General features: G+C 58.4%; 21 protein-coding genes. 16 read left to right on the plus strand and 5 right to left on the minus strand.

The window, feature by feature from the left end:
- The first annotated feature begins 2 nt into the window (after positions 1–2).
- On the plus strand, positions 3–980 hold the full coding sequence (locus BW919_RS05990) for a hypothetical protein (protein WP_088336118.1): 978 nt from the start codon (positions 3–5) through the stop codon (positions 978–980).
- Between the two features lie 61 nt (positions 981–1041).
- A complete protein-coding gene (gene thsB / locus BW919_RS05995; RefSeq protein ID WP_088336119.1) occupies positions 1042–2682 on the plus strand; it encodes a thermosome subunit beta in 1641 nt (546 codons plus the stop codon).
- Positions 2683–2752: 70 nt separating this feature from the next.
- Here thsB and BW919_RS06000 read toward each other — a convergent pair whose 3' ends face one another.
- Complete coding sequence (locus tag BW919_RS06000) at positions 2753–3019, minus strand: DUF131 domain-containing protein (protein WP_088336120.1); 267 nt, start codon at positions 3017–3019, stop codon at positions 2753–2755.
- A 24-nt stretch (positions 3020–3043) separates the two neighbouring features.
- Between BW919_RS06000 and BW919_RS06005 the strand changes: the two genes are divergently transcribed.
- The 13 genes from BW919_RS06005 to BW919_RS06080 all read left to right on the plus strand — a co-directional run bounded on the left by BW919_RS06005 (position 3044) and on the right by BW919_RS06080 (position 17766).
- A complete protein-coding gene (locus BW919_RS06005) occupies positions 3044–3862 on the plus strand; it encodes a hypothetical protein (RefSeq protein WP_157666113.1) in 819 nt (272 codons plus the stop codon).
- Between the two features lie 3 nt (positions 3863–3865).
- A complete protein-coding gene (locus BW919_RS06010) occupies positions 3866–5077 on the plus strand; it encodes a preprotein translocase subunit SecD (RefSeq protein WP_088336122.1) in 1212 nt (403 codons plus the stop codon).
- Positions 5078–5101: 24 nt separating this feature from the next.
- Complete coding sequence (locus tag BW919_RS06015; RefSeq protein WP_088336123.1) at positions 5102–6574, plus strand: TrkH family potassium uptake protein; 1473 nt, start codon at positions 5102–5104, stop codon at positions 6572–6574.
- Positions 6575–6614: 40 nt separating this feature from the next.
- Positions 6615–7283 carry a TrkA family potassium uptake protein gene (locus BW919_RS06020; protein WP_088336124.1) on the plus strand — a complete coding sequence of 223 codons (669 nt, stop codon included), beginning with the start codon at positions 6615–6617 and terminating at the stop codon, positions 7281–7283.
- Positions 7284–7288: 5 nt separating this feature from the next.
- Complete coding sequence (gene ahaH, locus BW919_RS06025; RefSeq protein WP_088336125.1) at positions 7289–7609, plus strand: ATP synthase archaeal subunit H; 321 nt, start codon at positions 7289–7291, stop codon at positions 7607–7609.
- Between the two features lie 3 nt (positions 7610–7612).
- Positions 7613–9583 carry a V-type ATP synthase subunit I gene (locus BW919_RS06030; RefSeq protein WP_088336126.1) on the plus strand — a complete coding sequence of 657 codons (1971 nt, stop codon included), beginning with the start codon at positions 7613–7615 and terminating at the stop codon, positions 9581–9583.
- Positions 9584–9597: 14 nt separating this feature from the next.
- Positions 9598–12663 (plus strand): hypothetical protein, encoded by a 3066-nt coding sequence (locus BW919_RS07995; protein WP_198324583.1) that lies wholly within the window; start codon positions 9598–9600, stop codon positions 12661–12663.
- Between the two features lie 41 nt (positions 12664–12704).
- Positions 12705–13307 (plus strand): V-type ATP synthase subunit E, encoded by a 603-nt coding sequence (locus tag BW919_RS06055; RefSeq protein ID WP_088336127.1) that lies wholly within the window; start codon positions 12705–12707, stop codon positions 13305–13307.
- A 3-nt stretch (positions 13308–13310) separates the two neighbouring features.
- Positions 13311–14435, plus strand: a complete 1125-nt coding sequence (locus BW919_RS06060; RefSeq protein WP_088336128.1) for a V-type ATPase subunit — start codon at positions 13311–13313, stop codon at positions 14433–14435.
- A 12-nt stretch (positions 14436–14447) separates the two neighbouring features.
- A complete protein-coding gene (locus BW919_RS06065) occupies positions 14448–14786 on the plus strand; it encodes a V-type ATP synthase subunit F (protein ID WP_088336129.1) in 339 nt (112 codons plus the stop codon).
- An 11-nt stretch (positions 14787–14797) separates the two neighbouring features.
- Positions 14798–16576: an ATP synthase subunit A gene (locus BW919_RS06070; protein WP_198324584.1), complete on the plus strand. Its 1779-nt coding sequence runs from the start codon at positions 14798–14800 to the stop codon at positions 16574–16576.
- A gap of 37 nt (positions 16577–16613) precedes the next feature.
- A complete protein-coding gene (trmY, locus tag BW919_RS06075) occupies positions 16614–17225 on the plus strand; it encodes a tRNA (pseudouridine(54)-N(1))-methyltransferase TrmY (RefSeq protein ID WP_088336130.1) in 612 nt (203 codons plus the stop codon).
- A 94-nt stretch (positions 17226–17319) separates the two neighbouring features.
- Positions 17320–17766 (plus strand): hypothetical protein, encoded by a 447-nt coding sequence (locus BW919_RS06080; RefSeq protein ID WP_088336131.1) that lies wholly within the window; start codon positions 17320–17322, stop codon positions 17764–17766.
- Here BW919_RS06080 and BW919_RS06085 read toward each other — a convergent pair.
- On the minus strand, positions 17757–18062 hold the full coding sequence (locus BW919_RS06085; RefSeq protein ID WP_198324585.1) for an MTH1187 family thiamine-binding protein: 306 nt from the start codon (positions 18060–18062) through the stop codon (positions 17757–17759). The two genes, BW919_RS06080 and BW919_RS06085, sit on opposite strands and share 10 nt — an antisense overlap.
- Positions 18063–18202: 140 nt before the next feature.
- Between BW919_RS06085 and BW919_RS06090 the strand changes: the two genes are divergently transcribed.
- On the plus strand, positions 18203–18634 hold the full coding sequence (locus BW919_RS06090; RefSeq protein WP_088336132.1) for a hypothetical protein: 432 nt from the start codon (positions 18203–18205) through the stop codon (positions 18632–18634).
- Between the two features lie 35 nt (positions 18635–18669).
- Here the strand turns inward: BW919_RS06090 and BW919_RS06095 are convergent, their stop codons facing one another.
- The 3 genes from BW919_RS06095 to BW919_RS06105 form a co-directional block, all read right to left on the minus strand.
- A complete protein-coding gene (locus BW919_RS06095) occupies positions 18670–18870 on the minus strand; it encodes a TRAM domain-containing protein (protein WP_088336133.1) in 201 nt (66 codons plus the stop codon).
- A gap of 189 nt (positions 18871–19059) precedes the next feature.
- Positions 19060–19683 carry an acetate--CoA ligase family protein gene (locus BW919_RS06100; RefSeq protein WP_088336134.1) on the minus strand — a complete coding sequence of 208 codons (624 nt, stop codon included), beginning with the start codon at positions 19681–19683 and terminating at the stop codon, positions 19060–19062.
- Positions 19680–20810 (minus strand): pyridoxal phosphate-dependent aminotransferase, encoded by a 1131-nt coding sequence (locus BW919_RS06105; protein ID WP_157666114.1) that lies wholly within the window; start codon positions 20808–20810, stop codon positions 19680–19682. The genes BW919_RS06100 and BW919_RS06105 overlap by 4 nt, the downstream gene beginning before the upstream one ends.
- Positions 20811–20869: the final 59 nt, after the last annotated feature.

Genomic DNA, 20869 nt, shown 5'->3' on the forward strand with positions numbered 1-20869 from the left:
GGGTGCGGGCCGAGCTCTGTGCGGACCTCGAGGAGGCTTTGAGGGCCGGAGGCCATGAAGTCGTCCGCATCGAAAGGGCTTGCTTTGACATCTTCGTGCGTACCCGCGATGGTCGCGCTTACATAGTAAAAGTGTTGATCAACGCCGACGGGCTGCGCCGGGAGATAGCCGAGGAACTTAGACGCATCTCGCATTTCTTGGAGGCCGTGCCGATAGTCGTGGCGCTCAAACGCCACACCGGCCCGCTGGAGAAAGGCGTGATCTACCACCGGTACGAAGTCCCCGTGATCGATCCACTGACATTCGCCCGGCTCGTGGAAGGGGAGCCGCCGAAGGCCGTGGCGGACAGGGGAGGACAGTACGTCGTGATCAGTACCGACGAAGTGGATGAACTGGACGTATCTAGTGTGCGCCGTCGCCAGCTCCGGCGTGAGGGCGGTAGGATCACACTAGCACGAGCCGAGGAGGCCGACGTCGAGGTGATACCGGTGGAGCTCAAGATCCCCGAACACGTAGATACCGGACGCGATCGAATGACGCGGTTTGAGCGCCGCGTGGCGGAGCTTCTGGAACGAATGGGTGCCGAACGTACGGGGAAGGTTCGCAGAGCTCCCTTCAAGCTCCTGGCTAAGGACGGCGAGACCGTGCTAGCACGGGCGGAGGATGGTGGAGACCGGGAGTCCATAGCCCTCAGGGATGTGGCCAGTGCTACGGGGTCGATGTGTGTGATCGTGACTCGAGAGCGTCGCAAAGACACGTACGTACCTACGGTTGACATCGGGACCCTTGAGGAGATCAAGGACCTTGAGGACCTCAAGGAATACCTCCAAGAGCGTGATCCGGAGGAGCGTGTGAGACAGCTCGTTGAGGAGGCCGGCATAACATCCCCGAAGGAGATAGCGCAACGCACCGGGATCCGTAAGTCGGTGATACGGGAATTCCTGCGCAGGATGGGAGTAGCCGACGAGAGAAAAGTTTAAATATAAGTGCTTATTAGTACGCGAATGGGCGAAAAGGAGCCGGAAACGGGGGAGATCGCATATGGCGATGCTAGCAGGTGATGGGAGGCAGGTTCTGATCCTGCCGGAGGGTTACCAGCGGTTCGTCGGTCGAGATGCTCAGCGAATGAACATCATGGCCGCACGTGTAGTAGCCGAGACAGTTAGAACCACCCTAGGTCCGATGGGCATGGATAAGATGCTAGTCGACGAGATGGGCGACGTCGTAGTGACCAACGACGGAGTAACCATCCTGGAGGAGATGGACGTCGAGCACCCGGCCGCTAAGATGGTGGTGGAAGTCGCCAAGACGCAGGAGGATGAAGTTGGCGACGGTACGACCACTGCCGTCGTGCTCGCGGGTGAGCTGCTGCACAAGGCCGAGGACCTGCTACAGCAGGACATCCACCCGACCGTGATCGCACGCGGTTTCCGGATGGCCGTTGAGAAGGCCGAGGAGATCCTCGAGGAGATCGCCGAAGAGATCGACCCGGATGACGAGGAGACGCTCAAGAAGATCGCCAAGACCGCGATGACCGGTAAGGGCGTGGAGAAGGCCCGGGACTACCTGGCCGAGCTGGTCGTGAAGGCCGTCAAGCAGGTTGCAGAGGAGGAGGACGGAGAGATCGTCATCGACACGGACCACATCAAGCTGGAGAAGAAGGAAGGTGGCGGGCTCGAGGACACCGAGCTGGTTAAGGGCATGGTGATCGACAAGGAGCGAGTGCACCCAGGCATGCCGCGCCGTGTGGAGAACGCAAAGATCGCTCTGCTGAACTGCCCGATCGAGGTCAAGGAGACCGAGACCGACGCCGAGATCAGGATCACCGACCCGGAGCAGCTGCAAGCCTTCATCGAGGAAGAGGAGCGCATGCTGCAAGACATGGTAGACAAAATCGCAGAAACGGGCGCGAACGTTGTCTTCTGCCAGAAGGGTATCGATGATCTAGCCCAGCACTACCTGGCGAAGAAGGGCATCCTAGCGGTACGGCGTGTTAAGAAGTCCGACATGCAGAAGCTGGCCAGGGCGACCGGAGCCCGCATCGTGACGAACATCGACGACCTGAGCGAGGAGGACCTAGGTGAAGCTGAAGTCGTCGAGGAGAAGAAGGTTGCAGGCGATAAGATGATCTTCGTGGAGGGCTGCAAGGACCCGAAGGCCGTGACCATCCTGATCCGCGGTGGTACCGAGCACGTGGTCGACGAGGCCGAGAGAGCCATCGAAGACGCCGTCGGAGTTGTGGCGGCGGCCCTAGAGGACGGTAAGGTGGTAGCCGGCGGCGGTGCTCCGGAGGTCGAGGTGGCCAGGCAGCTGAGGGATTTCGCGGACGGTGTGGAGGGCCGCGAGCAGCTCGCTGTCGAGGCGTTCGCCGACGCACTGGAGATCATCCCGAGAACGCTGGCCGAAAACAGCGGACTCGACCCGATCGACGTGCTGGTGCAGCTGCGCGCCAGGCACGAGGAGGGTCAGGTGACCGCCGGTATCGACGTGTTCGAAGGTGAAGTCAAGGACATGCTCGAGGAGGGTGTCGTCGAGCCGTTGCGAGTGAAGACCCAGGCACTGGCGAGCGCCACCGAGGCCGCGGAGATGATTCTGCGAATCGATGACGTCATCGCCGCCAGGGAGCTGAGCACGGAGGAAGAGGAGGAGGAAGAGGAGAGCGGTGGTAGCAGCGAGTTCTAAACTCCCCCCTCCCCGAAACGCGCTTCCACACCGAATCGTTTTGAATTACATAACGTTCTCGGAGGTGCGCTCAGCGGAACCCCTTGGCCGCACTCCACATTAAGGATAACATAATCAGCATCATCGCCAATGCCAGTACTGCCACGATCAGCGCCATTTTCGGTGAGCTTCCCACGACGATCGGCACCGGACCGATCAAGATAACACCGCCCCACCCTCCCCTACCCGAAGCGTTCTTGATCGCTAACAGGAGGATAGCCAGTGCTGTCAGAACTATGCCCGCGAACGTTATCAGCACGCCGACTTTGAGGACGTCCTCGACACGCAGGGTTATCACCCCTCGGGGGGCGCGAGTGTGGGGTTGTCCGAGAAGTACGTCTCCAACTTGAACCGCCTTCTGATCCTCACAATGGTGTTCGCTACGATCTGCGTAGGATCTGTCCTTACCTTAGGGGTTAAAAAAGGCATTGACCTCAAAGGAGGTACCATGGTGATCCTGAGAACGGAGAAGGATCCCGATACCGTAACTGGCGAGGCTTCGAGAATCCTCGGAGTGTCCGACGTGGAAGCTATACGTTCCTCCCAGGGCGATGTGATCGTGCAGGTTCCTAAGTACCTGTCGGCAGATGACGTGAACAAACTCGCACGGGCCGTCGAAGGGGAGGTCGAGTCCGTCCAGACTATCGGGCCGGCGTTGGGCCGTGTGTTCTGGGAGAGCGTCAAAGTAGCCGTGCCACTGGCGTTGGTCGCTGTCTCCATCGTCGTGTTCGCCATGTTCCGAGAACCGATGCTGAGTGCTGCCGTGCTGGGAGCACTGGTTTTAGATCTCGTCGACGCGCTCGGATTGATGGCGTTCACAGGCGTACCACTAACCCTAGCGAGCTTCGCGGGCCTCCTTATGATCATAGGTTACGCGGTTGATAGCAACATACTCCTCTCCATGTACACCGTGAAGCGTCGCAGGGTCAGGAGGGTCGATCGGGCGATCGCGGACTCGTTTAAGACTGGTATCGTCATGGTAGCCACTACCGCAGCGGCCGCGTGCGCACTGTTCTTACTATCTATGTCCCAAGCCATGTTCGAAATCGCCGCCGTCGTGATCTTCGGGCTAATTGCGGACGTCCTCAACACTTGGATCTTCAACGCTTGGGTCATCCGCGAGAAGATCGTGGGGAGGTGATCTTTGTCCGGGCTGAGATGGATGAAGGAGAACTGGAGACTACTCGTGATAATCGCCGTATGGGTCGTAGCGGCGACGTCCCTCGCGGTGAAAGGTGTGAACCTGGGTCTGGAGCTTAAAGGTGGCACCATGGTCATAGCCAAGACGGACCATCCGCTTAGTAAGAGAGAGATCGACCAGACCGTAACGGTGCTCGAAAGTCGTCTCTCTACCTTTGGCTTCAAGGGCATCAAGATCCAACCGGTCGGACACGACCATATCATCGTGATGCTTCCGGGCACACCGCCCAAGGAGGCGGTCGAACTTATTACCAAGCCGGGACGTTTCGAGGCCAAATACAAGGGTAGAACGGTCATCACCGGCCAGGATATAGAGTCAGTGGAGTCTCCGAGGATAGAACGCGTCGAAGGCGGTTACCAATGGTCGGTCCCGTTCAGGCTGACAGCAGAGGGCGCCCGCAAGTTCGCGGAGGTGGTCAAGAACGCTCCGGGCCAGCCGATCGACATGTACCTAGACAACAAAAAGGTGTCAAGCCCGCGAATCTCCGAGGATCTAGCCATGGCTGCGGCATCCGGTCACATGGAGCGGGAGATCGAGATCGTAGGTGGTGCCAAGACTAAGGAGCATGCGGAACGTGAAGCCAAGGAGATAATGGCGGTTCTACGTTCCGGTCAGCTTCCGGCGAAGCTCGTTCCAGAGGGTGTTTACTCCGTGTCCGCCACGTTGGGTCAGAACTTCCTCAAGATGGCGATGATCGCCGGAGCGATCGCGTTCGCGGCAGTGTCGGTGATCATCGCGCTGAGGTACAGGGACATCAGGATCTCTGGTCCGATACTGTTTACTGGATTCTCCGAGGTAGTCTTCCTCATAGGTCTTGCCTCGCTAACGGGTTTTACGATCGACCTGCCCGCGTTAGCGGGAATCATCCTATCGATAGGTAGCGGCGTGGACGATCTCATAGTGATCACTGACGAGATCGTCCGCGGTGAGCGTAGGAAGGAAGAGGTCGCACTCCGTCAACGGATCAAGCGGGCTTTCAGCGTAGTACTGGCGTCGTTCGCGACGCTGGCGGCGGCGATGGCGGTATTGTTCGTCGCCGGTATGGGTCTCCTGAAGGGGTTCGCGATAATGACCATCGCCGGAGCGTTTTACGGTGTCGTCATCACCAGACCGGTGTACGCGGACCTACTGAAGAAGGTACTCGGAGTGGAGTAGGGGGGGATAGAAACGGATCCGATCGTGGATGTGAAGCTGGTAAGCAAGATCCTGGGAACCGTCGTGAAAGTCGCCGCCGTGCTCCCGCTACTACCTCTCCCGATTTCGCTACTTTACGGGGAATTAGATTGCATCGCTCCTCTCCTCTTGACTTCCACCCTCATGTTCGTCTTCGGGATCACCCTCGAGCGGATCGCGAGGGTTGAGCGTCACGTCCGTCCGAGACATGCGATCGTCGCCGTGCCCATAATTTGGCTCGTTATTCCACTCTTCACATCGCTTCCTTACCGGTTCTGCGAACACATGTCGTGGCTAGACGCTTACTTCGAAAGCATGTCCGGATGGACTACGACAGGTCTCACCGTACTCCCTGACATCGATCACGCGCATCGTACGATCCTGTTCTGGAGAAGCCTCGAGCAGTGGGTAGGAGGATTAGGCATCGTCGTGTCGATTATCAGTATCCTCAGGTTCGAAACACCGAGCCTTCTGTACGTCGCCGAGGCCCGTGAGGAGCGGATCAGACCGAACGTCGTTAACACAGCGAAAGAGATGTGGAAGATTTACATTACGATCACCGCGGTGGGTTTCCTAGCCCTGTGGGCCGCGGGAATGAATCCATTCGACGCGCTAAACCACTCCATGACCGCTGTTGCCACCGGAGGGTTCTCCACGCGGTCCGAGAGCGTCGCCGCGTGGCACTCACCGGCCGTTGAACTAATCACGGTTGTTCTCATGGTGCTCGGAGCCACCAGCTTCGTAACTCACTACAGGGTAGCCAAGACCTTCCGTACGTCCTCCATTGAACTTCCAGCGCGGATCATTAAGGCACTTCGACAGTACCTCCAAGATCGACAGTTCCTCACCATGATCGGTCTCGTCATCGCTGTCACCGCGTATGCGAGCTCGGTATCCGGCGACCGAGCGTGGGACATCGTCCGATACTACGGGTATCAGGCGGTGTCCGCCATCACCTGCTGCGGATTTTCCAATGCGGACGTTCAATCGTTTCCCGAATACGTCAAGCTGGCCATAACCGTACTCATGATAATCGGAGGATCCACGGCCTCTACGGCAGGAGCCATCAAGATTCTGCGCTTCCTGATCATGGCGGAAGCCGTGAAGGCGGCCATAGCACGCAGGACTCAACCTATCCGAGGCATCGTCGTTCCTCGCATCGGCAGTAGGGTGCTCTCTTATGATGAGATCTCCGACGCGTTCGCGATCGCCTCAGCGTACTTGCTCTTCCTGCTCATAGGCACGCTGCTGCTCACGGCGTACGGGTACCCTCTGGTCGACGCCCTGTTCGAGGTCGCGTCAGCACAGGGCGGCGTCGGGCTGTCCTCGGGGATCACGGCGCCTAATGCGCCGGCGTTCGTGAAAATCCTGCTTATCTTCCATATGTGGATAGGTAGATTGGAAGTCCTTCCGTGCCTAGCGGCCCTCTACTGGCTGGCTTTGATCCCGAAAAGGCTCGTCGTCAAGGGTAAGGACTGACCCTTCGCCCTCCAGGGTGAGGTTCTCCGGGGGCAGTGTCATGTACGTAGTTGTCGTGGGGGGCGGACGCGTCGGTAGGATACTGGCCGAGTTGCTGATAGCTCACGGTCATGACGTCGTCGTGATAGAAAAGGATAAAAGGAGAGCCAGGGAACTCGCGCAGTCCGAACTGGACATCCTGGTCATCCAGGGAGACGCCACCGATCTCGACGTGTTGCAGGACGCCGAGATCGAGACCGCGGACGTCGTCGCGGCCGTGACCGATAAGGATGAGGTCAATCTCGCCGTATCCCTAATAGCTAAGGAGGAATTCGGTGTCGAGCGGGTCGTATCCCGTGTGACTGATGACAGGTTCGTGGACGTATTCCGACGCCTAGGAGTAGACGCAGTCGTAAACCCCGATCGCAGTGCCGCGCAACTTATAGAGAAGGCGATTACGAGGCCTAATCTCGTAGATATGATTATGTTCGGGCGCGGCGAGGCCGAGCTCTTGGAGTTCGAGGTAACCGAAGACTCTCAAGTATCCGGGAAGAAAATCTCGGAGATTCCGGCCGACTGCGTGATAGTAGCTATATATCGGGATGATGAGCTGGAGCTGCCCCGCGGCGACACGGAAATAAACCCTGGTGATCGGGTCCTCGTGCTCGCGCTACGTGACAAACTCAAGAAGGTCGAGAAGCTCTTCAAAGGCCGCGACGAAGGGGAGTGACTCACATGGCGTCCGTCGCTCAGGTCCTAGACCGCATCCGATCCGCCGAAACTGAGGCGCAGCGTAAGGTCGAGGAAGCTCGTGAGAAGGCCGAGAAGATCGTCGAGGAGGCCGAGAAGGAAGTCGAGGAAATCGTCAGGAAGGCTCGCGTGGAGGCCGAAGAGGAGGCAGAGAAGATCCTCCAGCAGGCGTTGAAGGAAGCCCGTGAGGAGGCTCGTAAAGTCCGCGAGGAGGGTGAGCGGGAGATCGAGAAACTTCGAAGTCAGGCCGAGGAGAGACTGGATGAAGCCGCAGATGCCGTCGTCGGGCTAGTTCTGGGGGAGTGAGTAGTGGCCATCGAACCTATGCGTGAGGTCTTCGTGTTCTGCTTGGACGAGAAAGTGTCGGACCTACTCAAGCGGGTTCAGCTCGAGGGTTGCCTCCATGTCGAGGATTTCTGGGAGGCTCATGGAGTCGAGAAGTTCTACGGTGTGAAGCGCCCGGAGGTACCTCAGGAACTGATGAAGCTCACAGACGTACTCACACGGCTCGCTAGGATCGAGGAATCGCTCCGTCGCATCCATGAGGAGGTTCGGTCCACTGGGTTACTCGACGCATTGAGACCGATGTTCAGTGCGGAGCGGCCCGAAACCGTGGAGTTCGAGCTCAAGCCGACCGAAGAGATCGTAGAGGACGCGAACGAGTTCCTCGAGGAACTGGAGTCCAAGGCCATGGAGAAACTGAATCGGCTGAACGAGCTTAAGGACGAGCTCGAGCGACTCAAGGAGGCGCGTTCCTTCCTGGAATATGTCGAGGAGGATTTCGACGTCTCCAATTTGGGAGAAGGACCGCGTGTGGTCGCTCGACTCTACACCGTACGGGCCGACTCTTGGGACGATCTAGTCCAGGAGCTCGACGGCGGACCCGCGTACGTGGGTAAGGTAGGGGAAACCGAAGACGGTGACCCCATAGCAGTGATAGTGTTCCCGAAGGGTAGCAGGATAGAGTCCGAAATCCGCAGGTTCGGAGCCATGGAAGAGGAGGTAGTGAACGAGGTTCTAGAAGGTCGTGAAGGTTCCGTTCAGATAGTCCACGAGGAGTTGGCTGAGGAGATCGAAGAAGTCAAAGACGAGCTCGAGCGAACGAAGCATGAACTCGCGGAATTCTACGAGGAGCATGGTACGGAGATCCGGGCGTGGGTGGAGCTTCTGGAGAACGAGCGCGAGCTGTTCGACGTGTTGCCTAAGCTCGCCATGACTGACAGAACCTACTTGATCTACGGCTGGGTGCCGGAGAAGGAAATAGACAGGTTCAAGGAGGTCGTGAAGGAGGCTACCGAGGGACTATGCGAGATAGTAGTACGAAAGCCATCGGACCTCGAGAACATGCCCGTACGCCTACGAAACCCGAGGTTCATCCAGCCTTTCGAAACCCTCGTGGAGATGTTCTCCCTGCCGAAGCCTACTGAGATCGATCCAACACCGATAGTGGCGGTATTCTTCCCGATATACTTCGGTTTCATCCTGACGGATGCCGCCTACGGAGCCATTCTCACGGCGCTGGCCGCAGCGATCCGTATCGGAGCAGGACGGGTCGACGAGAGCATCCGGAAGTTCTCCGAGATACTGATGTACGCTGGTATCGTCACGATCATCCTAGGTGTACTCACCGGCGGTTACTTCGGGAACCTGTTAGGGATCAAGCCCCTATGGATAGACCCGATGAAGGACCCGATCACGATACTCATCGTGGCGTTGGGCTTCGGAGTTCTCCATGTCGGTATCGGGTTGATACTCGGAATGTACATCTCCCTCAGAAAGCAGCGTGACATGAGATCCTTTATGCTCGACTACCTGTGCTGGTTCCTGATCCTTCTCGGCGGTTTGCTGGTGGCGGTAGCGTACAAGACGGGTGGTATTTACACACCACTCGGATACACCGGAATCGCCATCGCGGTAATGGGCTTCGTCCTCGTACTGGCCGGTCACAATCTCCTGGGTGTTCTGGACACTATCGGGTTCATGGGCGACATACTGTCCTACTCACGACTGCTAGCCGGGTGTCTGTCAACCGCCGGTATTGCGCTGGTGGTTAACCTGCTGGCTAAAATGGTCGAAGGACTCGGCGTGGCAGGGTATGTGATCGCAAGTATCATCCTCATTGGTGGACACGTGTTCAACATGGCAATGAACGGGCTTGGAGCCTTCGTGCACAGTCTACGATTGCACTACGTCGAGTTCTTCAGCAAGTTCTACGAAGGAGGTGGAAAGCCGTTCGAGCCGCTAGAACTCAAGGGTGAGCACGTAAAAATACGCGCTTGAGGGGGAAATCCGGTATGGTGAGTACCGAACTCATGATCGCCGCCATCGGAGCGGGTCTGGCGGCCGGCGTCGCGGGTGTGGGTTCCGGTATAGGTCAGGGTATCGCCGCTGCCGCCGGTGCCGGGGCGGTAGCTGAAGACGAAGCGACGTTCGGTAAAGCGATCGTGTTCTCGGTGCTCCCGGAGACTCAAGCGATCTACGGACTACTCACCGCGATCCTGATCATGGTCGGAGTTGGATTGCTCGGAGCTGTGAAGGCCGTTACCGTGGGTGCCGCACTGGCGGCCCTGGGTGCTGGTCTCGCCGTGGGACTCGCCGGCATATCCGGTATCGGTCAGGGTATCGCCGCAGCCAGCGGAATAGGGGCAGTACTCAAGGATGAATCCCTCTTCGGTCGAGCCATCGTCTACGCCGTATTGCCTGAAACCCAAGCCATCTACGGACTGCTGGTGTCGATCATCATCATGGTCGGCTCCGGCCTGCTCGGCGGAGCCGGTGGCAAGGTCTCACTGGGAGCGGGACTGTCGGCGATCGGTGCTGGACTGGCTGTAGGGCTTGCCGGTACTTCTGGTATCGGTCAGGGTATCGCGGCTGCCAGTGGGATCGCGGGGGTCCTACGTAAGGAGGAGCTTTTCGGTAGGTTAATAGTCTTCTCGGTGCTCCCGGAGACTCAAGCGATCTACGGACTACTCACCGCGATCCTTATCGTCAACTTCGTCGGTCTGCTGGGAGGCTCCGCCAGCGTTTCAGTCGGTGCGGGTCTCGCGGCGATCGGTGCTGGACTGGCTGTAGGGCTTGCCGGTACTTCTGGTATTGGTCAAGGTATCGCCGCGGCCAGCGGGATCAAGTCCCTGATCGAGGAGGAAGGAGTGTTCGGCCGGGCGATCGTATTCTCGGTGTTGCCGGAGACTCAGGCCATTTACGGGCTGCTAGTAGCGATTTTAACGCTGTTCTCATTGCTCAAGCCGGATCTAAGTCTAGCGGCGGGACTCGCGGCTTTAGGAATGGGTCTCGCAGTCGGAATCGCTGGTACTTCTGGTATCGGTCAGGGTATCGCGGCTGCCAGTGGGATCGCGGGGGTCCTACGTAAGGAGGAGCTTTTCGGTAGGTTAATAGTCTTCTCGGTGCTCCCGGAGACTCAAGCGATCTACGGACTACTCACCGCGATCCTGGCGATGTTCTTCTTGGGCTCCGGAAAGCCGACACTGGCCGCGGGACTAGCTGCCGTCGGCGCGGGTCTCGCCGTGGGCTTCGGAGGAACGTCTGGTATCGGTCAGGGTATCGCCGCGGCCAGCGGGATCAGGGCGATGATAGAGCGTGCCGAACTTTTCGTACGGGGGATGGTCCTCTCTGTACTCCCGGAGACGCGAGCCATCTACGGGCTGTTAGTGGCGATACTGGCGCTCTTCATGATGAAGTCGGGCTCCGTCGGTGCCGGCTTGGCGCTCATCGGAGCTGGTATGGCGGTAGGTCTCGTGGGTGTTTCTGGAATCGGTCAGGGCTTCACCGCGGCGACGGGCGCCTCCACCCTAGTGAAGAACGAGGGCTTCTTCGGTCGAGCTATCATCTTCTCGGTGCTCCCGGAGACTCAAGCGATCTACGGACTACTCACCGCGATCCTGATCATGATGTTCGCCGGAATACTTGGTGGATCGGGAGCTAACATCGGACTGGGAGCGGGCCTCGCCGCGGTCGGTGCCGGTTTGGCGGTCGGACTGGCGGGTAGCTCCGCGATCGGTCAGGGTATCTCCGCGGCGGGCGGTATAGGAACGTCCGCGGAGATGGAGGAACTCTTCGGCAGATCGGTGGTGTTCTCGATCCTGCCGGAGACACAGTCCATATACGGACTACTTATCGGCATCCTATTAGCAGTGTTCGCGATGAAGGCCGGTTCCCCGGTAGGCGCGGGACTCGCGGCTCTTGGAGCGGGATTGGCTGTCGGAATCGCCGGCTTTTCCGGTATCGGTCAGGGTATCGCCGCGGCAGCTGGTATTGGAGCATTGAAACAGGATCCGGGCTCGTTCGGTCGCTCGCTGATCTTCTCGATCCTGCCGGAGACGCGATCCATTTACGGGTTGTTAGTGGCGATACTAGTAATGGTCGGACTCGGCCTGATGGGAGGAGCTTTCAGCGGTAATGAGGCCGTCGGCCTAGCGGCCCTCGGCGCCGGTCTGGCCATCGGTTTAGCGGGTCTATCGGGAGTCGGTCAGGGAGTTACGGCCGCCACGGGTATCAGCAGCGTGGTGAAGGACCCAGGGATGTTCGGCCGTTCATTGCTATTCTCGGTGTTCCCTGAGACTCAGGCGATCTACGGACTGCTGATCGCCATCCTGATCATGATGTTCGCCGGCATACTCGGAGGTCCCAAGAACCCGGCCTTGGGTGTGGGACTCGCTACCCTCGGTGCCGGCCTAGCCGTCGGAATGGCCGGTAGTTCGGGTATCGGTCAGGGTATCTCCGCGGCAGCGGGAGCTCGGGCGACCGCCGAAGATCCAGGTAACTTCGGCCGGTCCATCGTGTTCTCGATCCTGCCGGAGACACAGTCCATATACGGACTGTTAGCTGGGATCTTGGCTCTAACACCGGTGCTGACAGGGGCCGGAGCTCATCTGGCGGCCGCAGCCGGTCTGATCGGTATAGGCGCCGGCTTAGCCGTCGGAATCGCTGGTACTTCGGGTATCGGTCAGGGTATCGCGGCAGCAGGAGGTACCGGTGCACTCGCGGAACGTACGGAGATGTTCGCCAGGTCACTGATCCTGTCCATCTTACCGGAGACACGATCCATCTACGGACTGCTGATCGCCATCCTGAGCATGTCACTAGCTGGAGTGCTTGGAGGTGCTGGCAAGGTGAGCATAGCCGTAGGCTTCGCAGCCGTCGCCGCTGGAATTGCAGTAGGTTTCTCGGGACTATCCGGAGTCGGACAGGGTATCACGGCAGCCCGCGGTTCCGCCTCGATGGTGAGGCGGGAGCAGGTGTTCGGAAAATCCCTTGTGTTCTCGGTGCTCCCGGAGACTCAAGCGATCTACGGACTACTCACCGCGATCCTGATCGTGTTCGCCGCCCTCGCGGCTTCCTAATCACCATATATTATATTCTTCGCTAAGTTGGGGTGTCACACATGGGTGTAGAGGAGCTCGAGCGTAAGATCCTGGAAGATGCCGAGAAGGAGGCCGAAGAGATACTAGAGGAGGCGAGACGAGACGCGGAACGTATCCGTGAAAAGGCGGAGCGTGAAGCCGAGGAGGTGCGTCGAGAGATTTTGGACCGTGCTCGGCGTGAAGCCGAGACCAGACGGAGACGCGAGATAGCACAGGCAAGGCTGGAGATCCGTCAGGAGAGGCTTCGGGTTAAGGAGGAGTACATCGAGAAGGCGATCGAGCTGGCCGAGAAGAAGATCAGGGAGCTGGCGGAGGAGGGTCGGAAGGAGTACCTAGAGTTCCTCAAGCGTTCCGCCATCGAGGCCGTGAACGCGATTTCCTCCGATGAAGTCATGCTCCGAGCCAACGAGAACGATCTGATGCTGCTGGACGAGATGCTCTCGGAGATCCGTGACGAGACCGGTAAAGACGTCGAGCTGGGCGAGCCGGTGGAGGCCGTGGGTGGTGTGATCGCGGAGAGTAAGGACGGCTCCGAGGTGTACGACAACACCGTCGATGCTCGGCTCCGTCGCAGACGCTCCGAGATAGTTAGACGAGTCTCGGAGACGCTCTTCGGGGGATAATCCTTGCTAGGACTGACCGGCCTGCAAGATTATGTCCTTCTTGCCGTCGGGATCATCGCGCTGGTTACGGTGCTCTCGATAATCTTGTCCATACCGATCACCGACGTCGTTTGGCGGTACGCCCCCTACGCTTACCCGCTCCCCAGGGCCAAGGCCGTCGAGGCGGAGACACTATCAGATGAGGATTACGAGGAACTCAAGGACGCTTCGATGCGGGACCTGGTCACAAGGCTCGAGGAACTCGGAGTCGAGCCCGAAGCGGCTCGGTCAGTACTCGACGGGAACACGGCCCCCCTCGAGATAGAGCTCAAGCGCCGTGCTGTCGAGTCTGTGATGGGGAGGATCGTCGAGACCAGCCCGGAGGACGTTTCCGAGCTAGCACGGGCCCTGATGGCCAAGTACGAGCTAGAGGACATCAAGGCGGTACTGCGTGCGCGTCATGCGGGTGAGGAACCAAAATACCTCGTGGACGCGCCCGTACTGCTCGAGGAAGAAGCCTGGCGAGAGCTAAAGGAAGCGCGTTCAGTTCCGGAGGTCGTAGACCATTTACGCGGAACTCCGTACGACTGCGGATTAGAGGAAGCCCTGCGTGAGTACGAGGAGTCGGGTCTTCTACTACCGCTAGAGTTGGCCCTCGATAGGGCTTACTACGAGCATTTGTGGGATCTGGTGGTGAGCGAGAAGGTTGACGAGGAACTGGCCAGACTGGTCGGTCTTGAGATCGACCTATACAACGTGGAGGTTGCGCTTCGAGGTGCGATCCTGAACCTGGACCCGGAACGTGTGCTCGAGGCTATGGCGGAAGGCGGTTGGGAGCTAGCCGAGTGGAGGAAGCGGGAGCTGGCGGAAGCAGAAGATCCACTAGAGGTCGTTGAGAGACTCTCAGGGACCTCCCTCGGGTCGTACCTGGAGGAGGCCGCCGAGGAGTACTCAGAAGGACGTGGAGTCCAAGTTTTCGATGAAGCCCTCCGTAAAGCCCGCTATGAGCTAGCCCGAGAGGTGGCGGGATCCGATCTCATCGGAGCACCGGCCGTAGTACATGCGGTGTACGAAAAGCAGCGTGAGGTCGATAACGTGATCTCCCTCGTCAACTCCAAGGTGGCGGACGTCGAGACCATGTTAGTGTAGGGGGAACGACCCGTGTACGTAGTGGCCGCCGTGGTGAACGGGTCTGTCGCCCCTGGGTTCAGACTCGTTGGTGTGCGAACGATCGACGCGGACCGTGAGGATCCTAAGGAGGCCGTGAAAAAGCTAGCTTCAGACCCTGAAGTCGGGATAATCATTCTCACCGAAGATGTGGCCGAAAAGGTGAAGGAAGAAGTAGAGGAGATTCAACGGGAGAAGGTCTCTCGAGGTGAGGCTACTCCTATTTTCGTGACCGTTCCCGGACCGGAAGGCCCGGCCGAGGAGTTCGAGATCGAGGAGATAGTTAAAAAGGCCGTAGGGGTGGAGATCGACCTCGAACGCATCGAGCGTTAGGGGGATCTTCCGTGTCCAACGGCGTGAAAGGTGAGATAGTTAAAATCGCGGGACCCGTCGTGGAAGCGGTGGGTTGTGAGGGCGCGAAGATGTACGAGGTATTCCGGGTCGGCGACGAGGGTCTAATCGGTGAGGTCATCAACATCGAAGGTGACCGGGCTACCATACAGGTCTACGAGGAGACTACCGGTCTGCAGCCCGGTGAGCCCGTCAAGGGGACTGGAGAGCTCCTGTCCGTGGAGCTAGGCCCCGGACTGCTTACTCAGATCTTCGACGGAATCCAGCGTCCGCTGCCCGAGATCCGTAAGGAGGTTGGTGACTTCGTCGAGCGTGGTATCCTCGTGCCGGCCTTGGACCGGAAGAAAAAGTGGGAGTTCACTCCTAAGGTCAAGGAAGGAGAGAAAGTCGAAGGTGGCGACATCCTCGGAACCGTGCCGGAGACGGAGCTCATCGAGCACAAGATCATGGTTCCACCAGGAATATCCGGTGAAGTAATCGAGATCGCGGCCGACGGAGAGTACACTGTGGAGGATACCATCGCCGTCATCGAGGACGAGGAAGGTGAGGAGCACGAAGTCACAATGATGCAGGAGTGGCCCGTGCGGAAGCCGCGACCTTACAAGCGCAAGCTCGACCCAGAGGAGCCCATGATCACGGGTCAACGTGTCATTGATACATTCTTCCCCGTAGCCAAAGGTGGAACCGCCGCCATTCCGGGGCCGTTCGGGAGCGGTAAGACGGTTACTCAGCAGCAGCTGGCGAAGTGGGCGGACGCCCATGTAGTGGTGTACATCGGATGCGGAGAGCGTGGTAACGAGATGACCGAGGTGCTTGAGGACTTCCCGGAGCTCGAGGACCCACGAACGGGTAGACCCCTGATGGAGCGTACGGTCCTGGTAGCGAACACCTCCAACATGCCGGTGGCGGCCCGTGAGGCCTGTATCTACACCGGTATCACAATAGCGGAGTACTACCGGGACATGGGATACGACGTGGCGCTCATGGCTGACTCCACGTCGCGGTGGGCTGAGGCGCTGCGTGAGATTTCGGGTCGACTGGAGGAAATGCCGGGTGAGGAAGGTTATCCGGCGTACCTAGCCTCCAGATTGGCCGAGTTCTACGAGCGTGCGGGTCGAGTCGTCTGTCTGGGTTCCGACGACAGAGTAGGTTCGGTCACCGTGGTAGGAGCTGTATCCCCACCGGGTGGCGACTTCTCGGAGCCAGTGACGCAGAACACTCTCCGTATCGTGAAGGTCTTCTGGGCGCTCGACTCTAAGCTGGCGGACCGTCGGCACTTTCCGGCGATCAACTGGTTGCAGTCGTACTCGCTGTACTTGGACGACGTAGAAAACTGGTGGCACGAGGAAGTCGGCAACGATTGGAGGGAACTACGCGACGAAGCCATGGAGATACTTCAGCGCGAATCGGAGCTGGAGGAGATCGTGCAGTTGGTAGGGCCTGACGCGCTACCGGAGAGCGAGCGCTTGATCCTGGAGGTAGCGAGGATGATCCGTGAGGATTTCCTGCAGCAGAACGCGTTCCACGAGGTTGACACGTACTGCCCGCCCGAGAAGCAGTACGAGATGCTCAAGACCATCCTACACTTCAAGGAGAGGGCCGAGGAGGCCGTGGACAAGGGAGTACCGGTGGACGAGATCCTCAAGCTCGACGTCATCGACGACATCGCCAGGATGAAGGTGATATCCAACGAGGAAGCGGAGGATAAGATACAGGAGATCCGGAAGAAGATCGATGAGCAGTTCAAGGAGCTTATAGAGGAGGCCTCGTGAACCCCCCTCCCACCTAGATCGTTACGGGGGTCGTAACGTGAGAGAGTTCCTCGTACTGTTCAACCACGCACCTACGTCACCCGATCGTGTACGGCTCAAGGATCTTCCCGGCTCCGGACGCTTCGATCTGGTGTGTCGCGTTACGACCCAATCTCTACTGTATTCCCACGGGGTTCGTACGGATACGGTGGTACATCTCCTACTGCGCGGTCCTAACGATCCCCCGAAAACCATCACCGTGACGGGTCGTCGTGTGCGCCGTTTGTACCCTGACGAGCGTACCACTGCGATCCATCTTCGGCGCGCCCTCGCGGCAGACCCGGACACCGAACCTCATCCCGGGATCTTCGTCCGCCGCGCGGACCTCCAGGACTTGCTCGATGAGATGAAAGGTACCAAGCTCTACTATATGAGTGAGGACGGCCGGGATTTAGAGGAAGTGGAACCGGAGCCCGATGCCGTGTTCGTCCTCGGAGATCATGAAGGTCCTACGCCGGAGCAGGATCGACTGTTGAGACGGCGTGCCGATGCTGTGATATCGGTTGGGCCGATCCCCTATCACTCCGACCAATGCATCGTGATCTTGCACCGGTACCTGGACGTAAAACGGCCGCCTGAATACGCTCACAGCACCTCTAACGTTATGTAATCCGTGACGTACCTCAATGCGCTTTCGCAAAACTCTGTCGGGAAAATTGCTAACAATCGGTGACCGGCACGGTAGTTTAGATACGGGGGCGCAGATGCGACACCTTTACCTCACGGCTCTCCCTGATCGCACCCTCTTCGCGGCTCTAGACGAAGAGTCCTTGCCGGAACGTACCTACCTCAGCCACCGCGGTGACAAGCTCAAGTTCTCTACGGAGAAGACCGAACTCAGCCGCGAGATCGAAGACGAAATTCTGTTGGAGGCCCGCAAGACGCTGGAGCGTAGCGTGGGGAACATCTTGGGGGAGAAACCGAGGCTACTGCGCGTCGAAGAGAGAGAAGACTTACCCAAAGGACATGCGGTGGAGGTGTACGGTCGGGGAAGGACTAAGGAGGTCTTCGCTGGAAAGGTGAAGTTGGGAGAGAAGGTTCTACTGGCCTCGCACGGTACGGACTCCGAGGAGGCCAAAGAGGTCACGGAAGTCGCGGAACGTGTACTTAGTGATCTGCTCGGTCGCGTTATCGACCTCTACTACTCCTGAATCTTCTGTTCCACAGACCGCACTTTACCCTCCGCGGTTAGCTCCTTATCCCTGCGCTCGTCTATCTTGACAACGAACACGGCACGGTCCACCGCGCGCAATGCGGCCTTCCTAGCGATGCGGAGAGCCTCTAAAGTGTCCTCGAAGGTTTCCACCTCCACTACGGTGCTCATCGGGCCTACCTGCGGCTCGAATCCGGCTTCCTTCAGAGCTTTCACTACCTCGGCTATCTCATCGCTAACGCTCGGTGATCCGGTCCCGATCGGGTAGAACGAAATCTCCATTACTACCGCCACGGGTTCCGCCCCCTCAGCATCAGAATCGACGGGAGCAATATTGAAACTACCGGGCGGTCCCTAGCTATCATCACCATGAGTACATCCTGGAGGGCATGCCGAGCTCGCCGCGGAGTTGGATACGGTTCAGTCCCTAACACTTGACACTGGTTGACGATCCCGACCTAATAGTCATCGAGCTCACCATCGAGACCTTGGGAGAACTCGCCGATGAGGTCCGCTCGTTCGGTGCCGAGCCGCTCGTTGAGAACATGCCGGATCACTCGATACTGCTGGGCACCAGCGCGGATGAGATGGAGGAGATATTCCGGGCGTCGGGATATGGGTTCACGGACGTCGGTCACGCTCTAACCGCGGAGGGTAGCCTTCGTACGTACTTACAGCCCGATCTCCTCCGTTCACGACAACTCGGGCGATGGCGACAAGCACCTATAGTCCGGGACGAAATCTTAGATTTCGAGGAGTTACGGAGGGCACTGCACCAACGGGTGCTGTCCGTGGTGGGAATCCGGGAGAAGGAACGTGAGGTCGTGAAGACGATTCGCGAGATCATTGAACGTCCTGAGGATTGAAACTATACGTGCGGGTGGCAGAGAAAATTGCCCCGCTAGATTTCAACAATTCTGCCTATGGCGTACGTGTCACGTACTGACACTATCCTCACTAGCACCTTATCACCCTTCTCCGCTTCTGGCACGAATATTACGAACCCATTGACCTTCGCGACACCATCACCTCGCTTCCCTACGTCCTCGATTTTCACCTCGTAAACGTCCCCAACATCCACGGGCTTGTCCTTCCCTTCCAAGCTTTCACACCTCCTTCACCTAGAACATACATCTCCCGCGAACCCACATTACTTATAGTTTTCCCCAGTGTGTCTCCCGACGGCTCGGATGCGGACGCGGAACGTATTCCGACGTTAGCGCTCGCCATCCGCTACTTGGCAGCAATGGATGGGAAGACTCGATATGCCGATCCATCGTAGGGTGAGCGGTCAGTCGGCTTTCTTGGCCAGACCGTCTAACGCTATCGCTTCACCGTCGATCAGAAGGAGTGGGTTCACGTCGAGTTCGGACCATCCTTTCCCCTTGTACACCTCGTGGGCCGCGTTGACGACTTCGGCGAGTCGGTTAGGACATATCTCGGAGAGTAATCGTTCACCTCCGGGCACTCTGCAGAGACCTCTCTCGACGTCCTCGCCGTCAACCGGTGGTCGCCGAACGATGTAGGCTCGAAGTTCTTCGACGAGTTTCCCTCCGAGGCCGAGCAGTACGACGGTACCGAAGGTGTCGTCCTCCTTTATACCCAAGAAGGCCTCTATACCCTCGACGACGTTTAAATGCTCTTGAACGATGACACCGACTGCGTCGGGCCAGCGCTCTAACAGTTCGGCCACACGTCGTTCGAGTCGCTTCTTGGATGGTACGGCCGTGTATATGGCACCGACACGGGCCCGATGCGTGACTCCAGGATGAAGGAGCTTGACTGTGTAGGGTGGATCGAACGGTACGTCGGATGCCTCCTCGGGGCGTTTGAGGACAGTGAATCGTGGCGTTTCGAGACCGCCCTCACGAAGTGCAGTGAGTACATCGTGCTCCAGAACGATCTCAGAGCTCACGACTTGATCAACTCCCCCATAACCTCGTTGAAGGCTTCACAGAACTGCTCTATGTCCTCCCGTGGAGCCGAAAACGCCACTCGGATGAACCCCTTACCGCGGCGTGGGCTGGTGTAGTAGCCCGTTCTCACGAAGATACCGTACTCGGAGTACAGTTTACCCACGACGGTTTTCGAGTCGATGTGCCCGTACTCGGAGAAGTCGATCACGAGACAGTTAGCGTGCGATGGATACACTGGTATCTTTATTCCGTCCCCTTCACACTCACGCTTGATCAGACGCTGATTCCGCGTGACCTCCCTGAGCAGTCTCGGGATCCATCGATCACGAACTCTCAAGGCGGTGATGGCGGCCTCCTGAGCTATCATGTTTATCCCTAGCTTGCTCACCTTGTATTTAGATATCTGCTCCAGCAGTTTCCGCTCTCCGATCACAGCCCCGATCCGAAGACCGGCGAGTCCGTACGTCTTGGAGAAACTGTACAAGTCGACGCAGCGTTCCGGGTCCATTTCACAGGCTACTGGCTGTTCCGGAGCGAAGTCCCTGTACGTACAGTCGTGTACTAGGAACGCGTCCGAGTCTTGGGCGAGCTCCACGAGACTCCGGAGCTCTCGATCGGACATGGAGCTGCCGAGCGGGTTGGAAGGGTTTATTACGAAAATGAGATCGAGCTCCCGGAGGTTGCCATCGAACTCCTCCATCACGGCGTCTGCAGTCATCTGATAGTTGAATTCCTCGGAATATATATCGACCTCCTGGACGTGAACTCCCTCCGCCATCATCATACTGTCAATAGTCTTGTACCCTGGATCCGGAGTTACGGCCACACCGTTGCTAGCGAACGCCCTGATGACGGCGTGGACGCCTTCGATAGCGCCGTTGGTTATCACAGCGTCGAAATCGTCGTCGAGTTCGAAGTACTCCAGGAGTCCCTCTCGAAGTCGACGGTCGCCCTGCGGGTGTGCGTACACGTTGTACGGTGCCTCCAGTACGGCGCGCACCACCGCCCTGCGTACCTCCTCGGGCGGTCCCAGCCGGTTGGTGTTCTGGCCGAGCTCTATCACTTCGCCGGAATGTATCTTCCGAAATAGTTCGTCCGGTGAATCGGGAATCCAGTCGGCTGACACCGGCCTCACCCCGAGGACTTTAGACCGCCAGACTTTTGTGTAAATACCGAAAGGTATTG

It is taken from the genome of Methanopyrus sp. KOL6, assembly GCF_002201915.1.
Classification (GTDB): Archaea; JAADCQ01; Methanopyri; order Methanopyrales; family Methanopyraceae; genus Methanopyrus.

Coding starts and splice junctions, on each gene's coding strand:
- thsB (WP_088336119.1), top strand. CDS start 1,042: ATGGCGATGCTAGCAGGTGATGGGAGGCAGGTTCTGATCCTGCCGGAG.
- BW919_RS06020 (WP_088336124.1), top strand. CDS start 6,615: ATGTACGTAGTTGTCGTGGGGGGCGGACGCGTCGGTAGGATACTGGCC.
- ahaH (WP_088336125.1), top strand. CDS start 7,289: ATGGCGTCCGTCGCTCAGGTCCTAGACCGCATCCGATCCGCCGAAACT.
- BW919_RS07995 (WP_198324583.1), top strand. CDS start 9,598: ATGGTGAGTACCGAACTCATGATCGCCGCCATCGGAGCGGGTCTGGCG.
- BW919_RS06055 (WP_088336127.1), top strand. CDS start 12,705: ATGGGTGTAGAGGAGCTCGAGCGTAAGATCCTGGAAGATGCCGAGAAG.
- BW919_RS06080 (WP_088336131.1), top strand. CDS start 17,320: ATGCGACACCTTTACCTCACGGCTCTCCCTGATCGCACCCTCTTCGCG.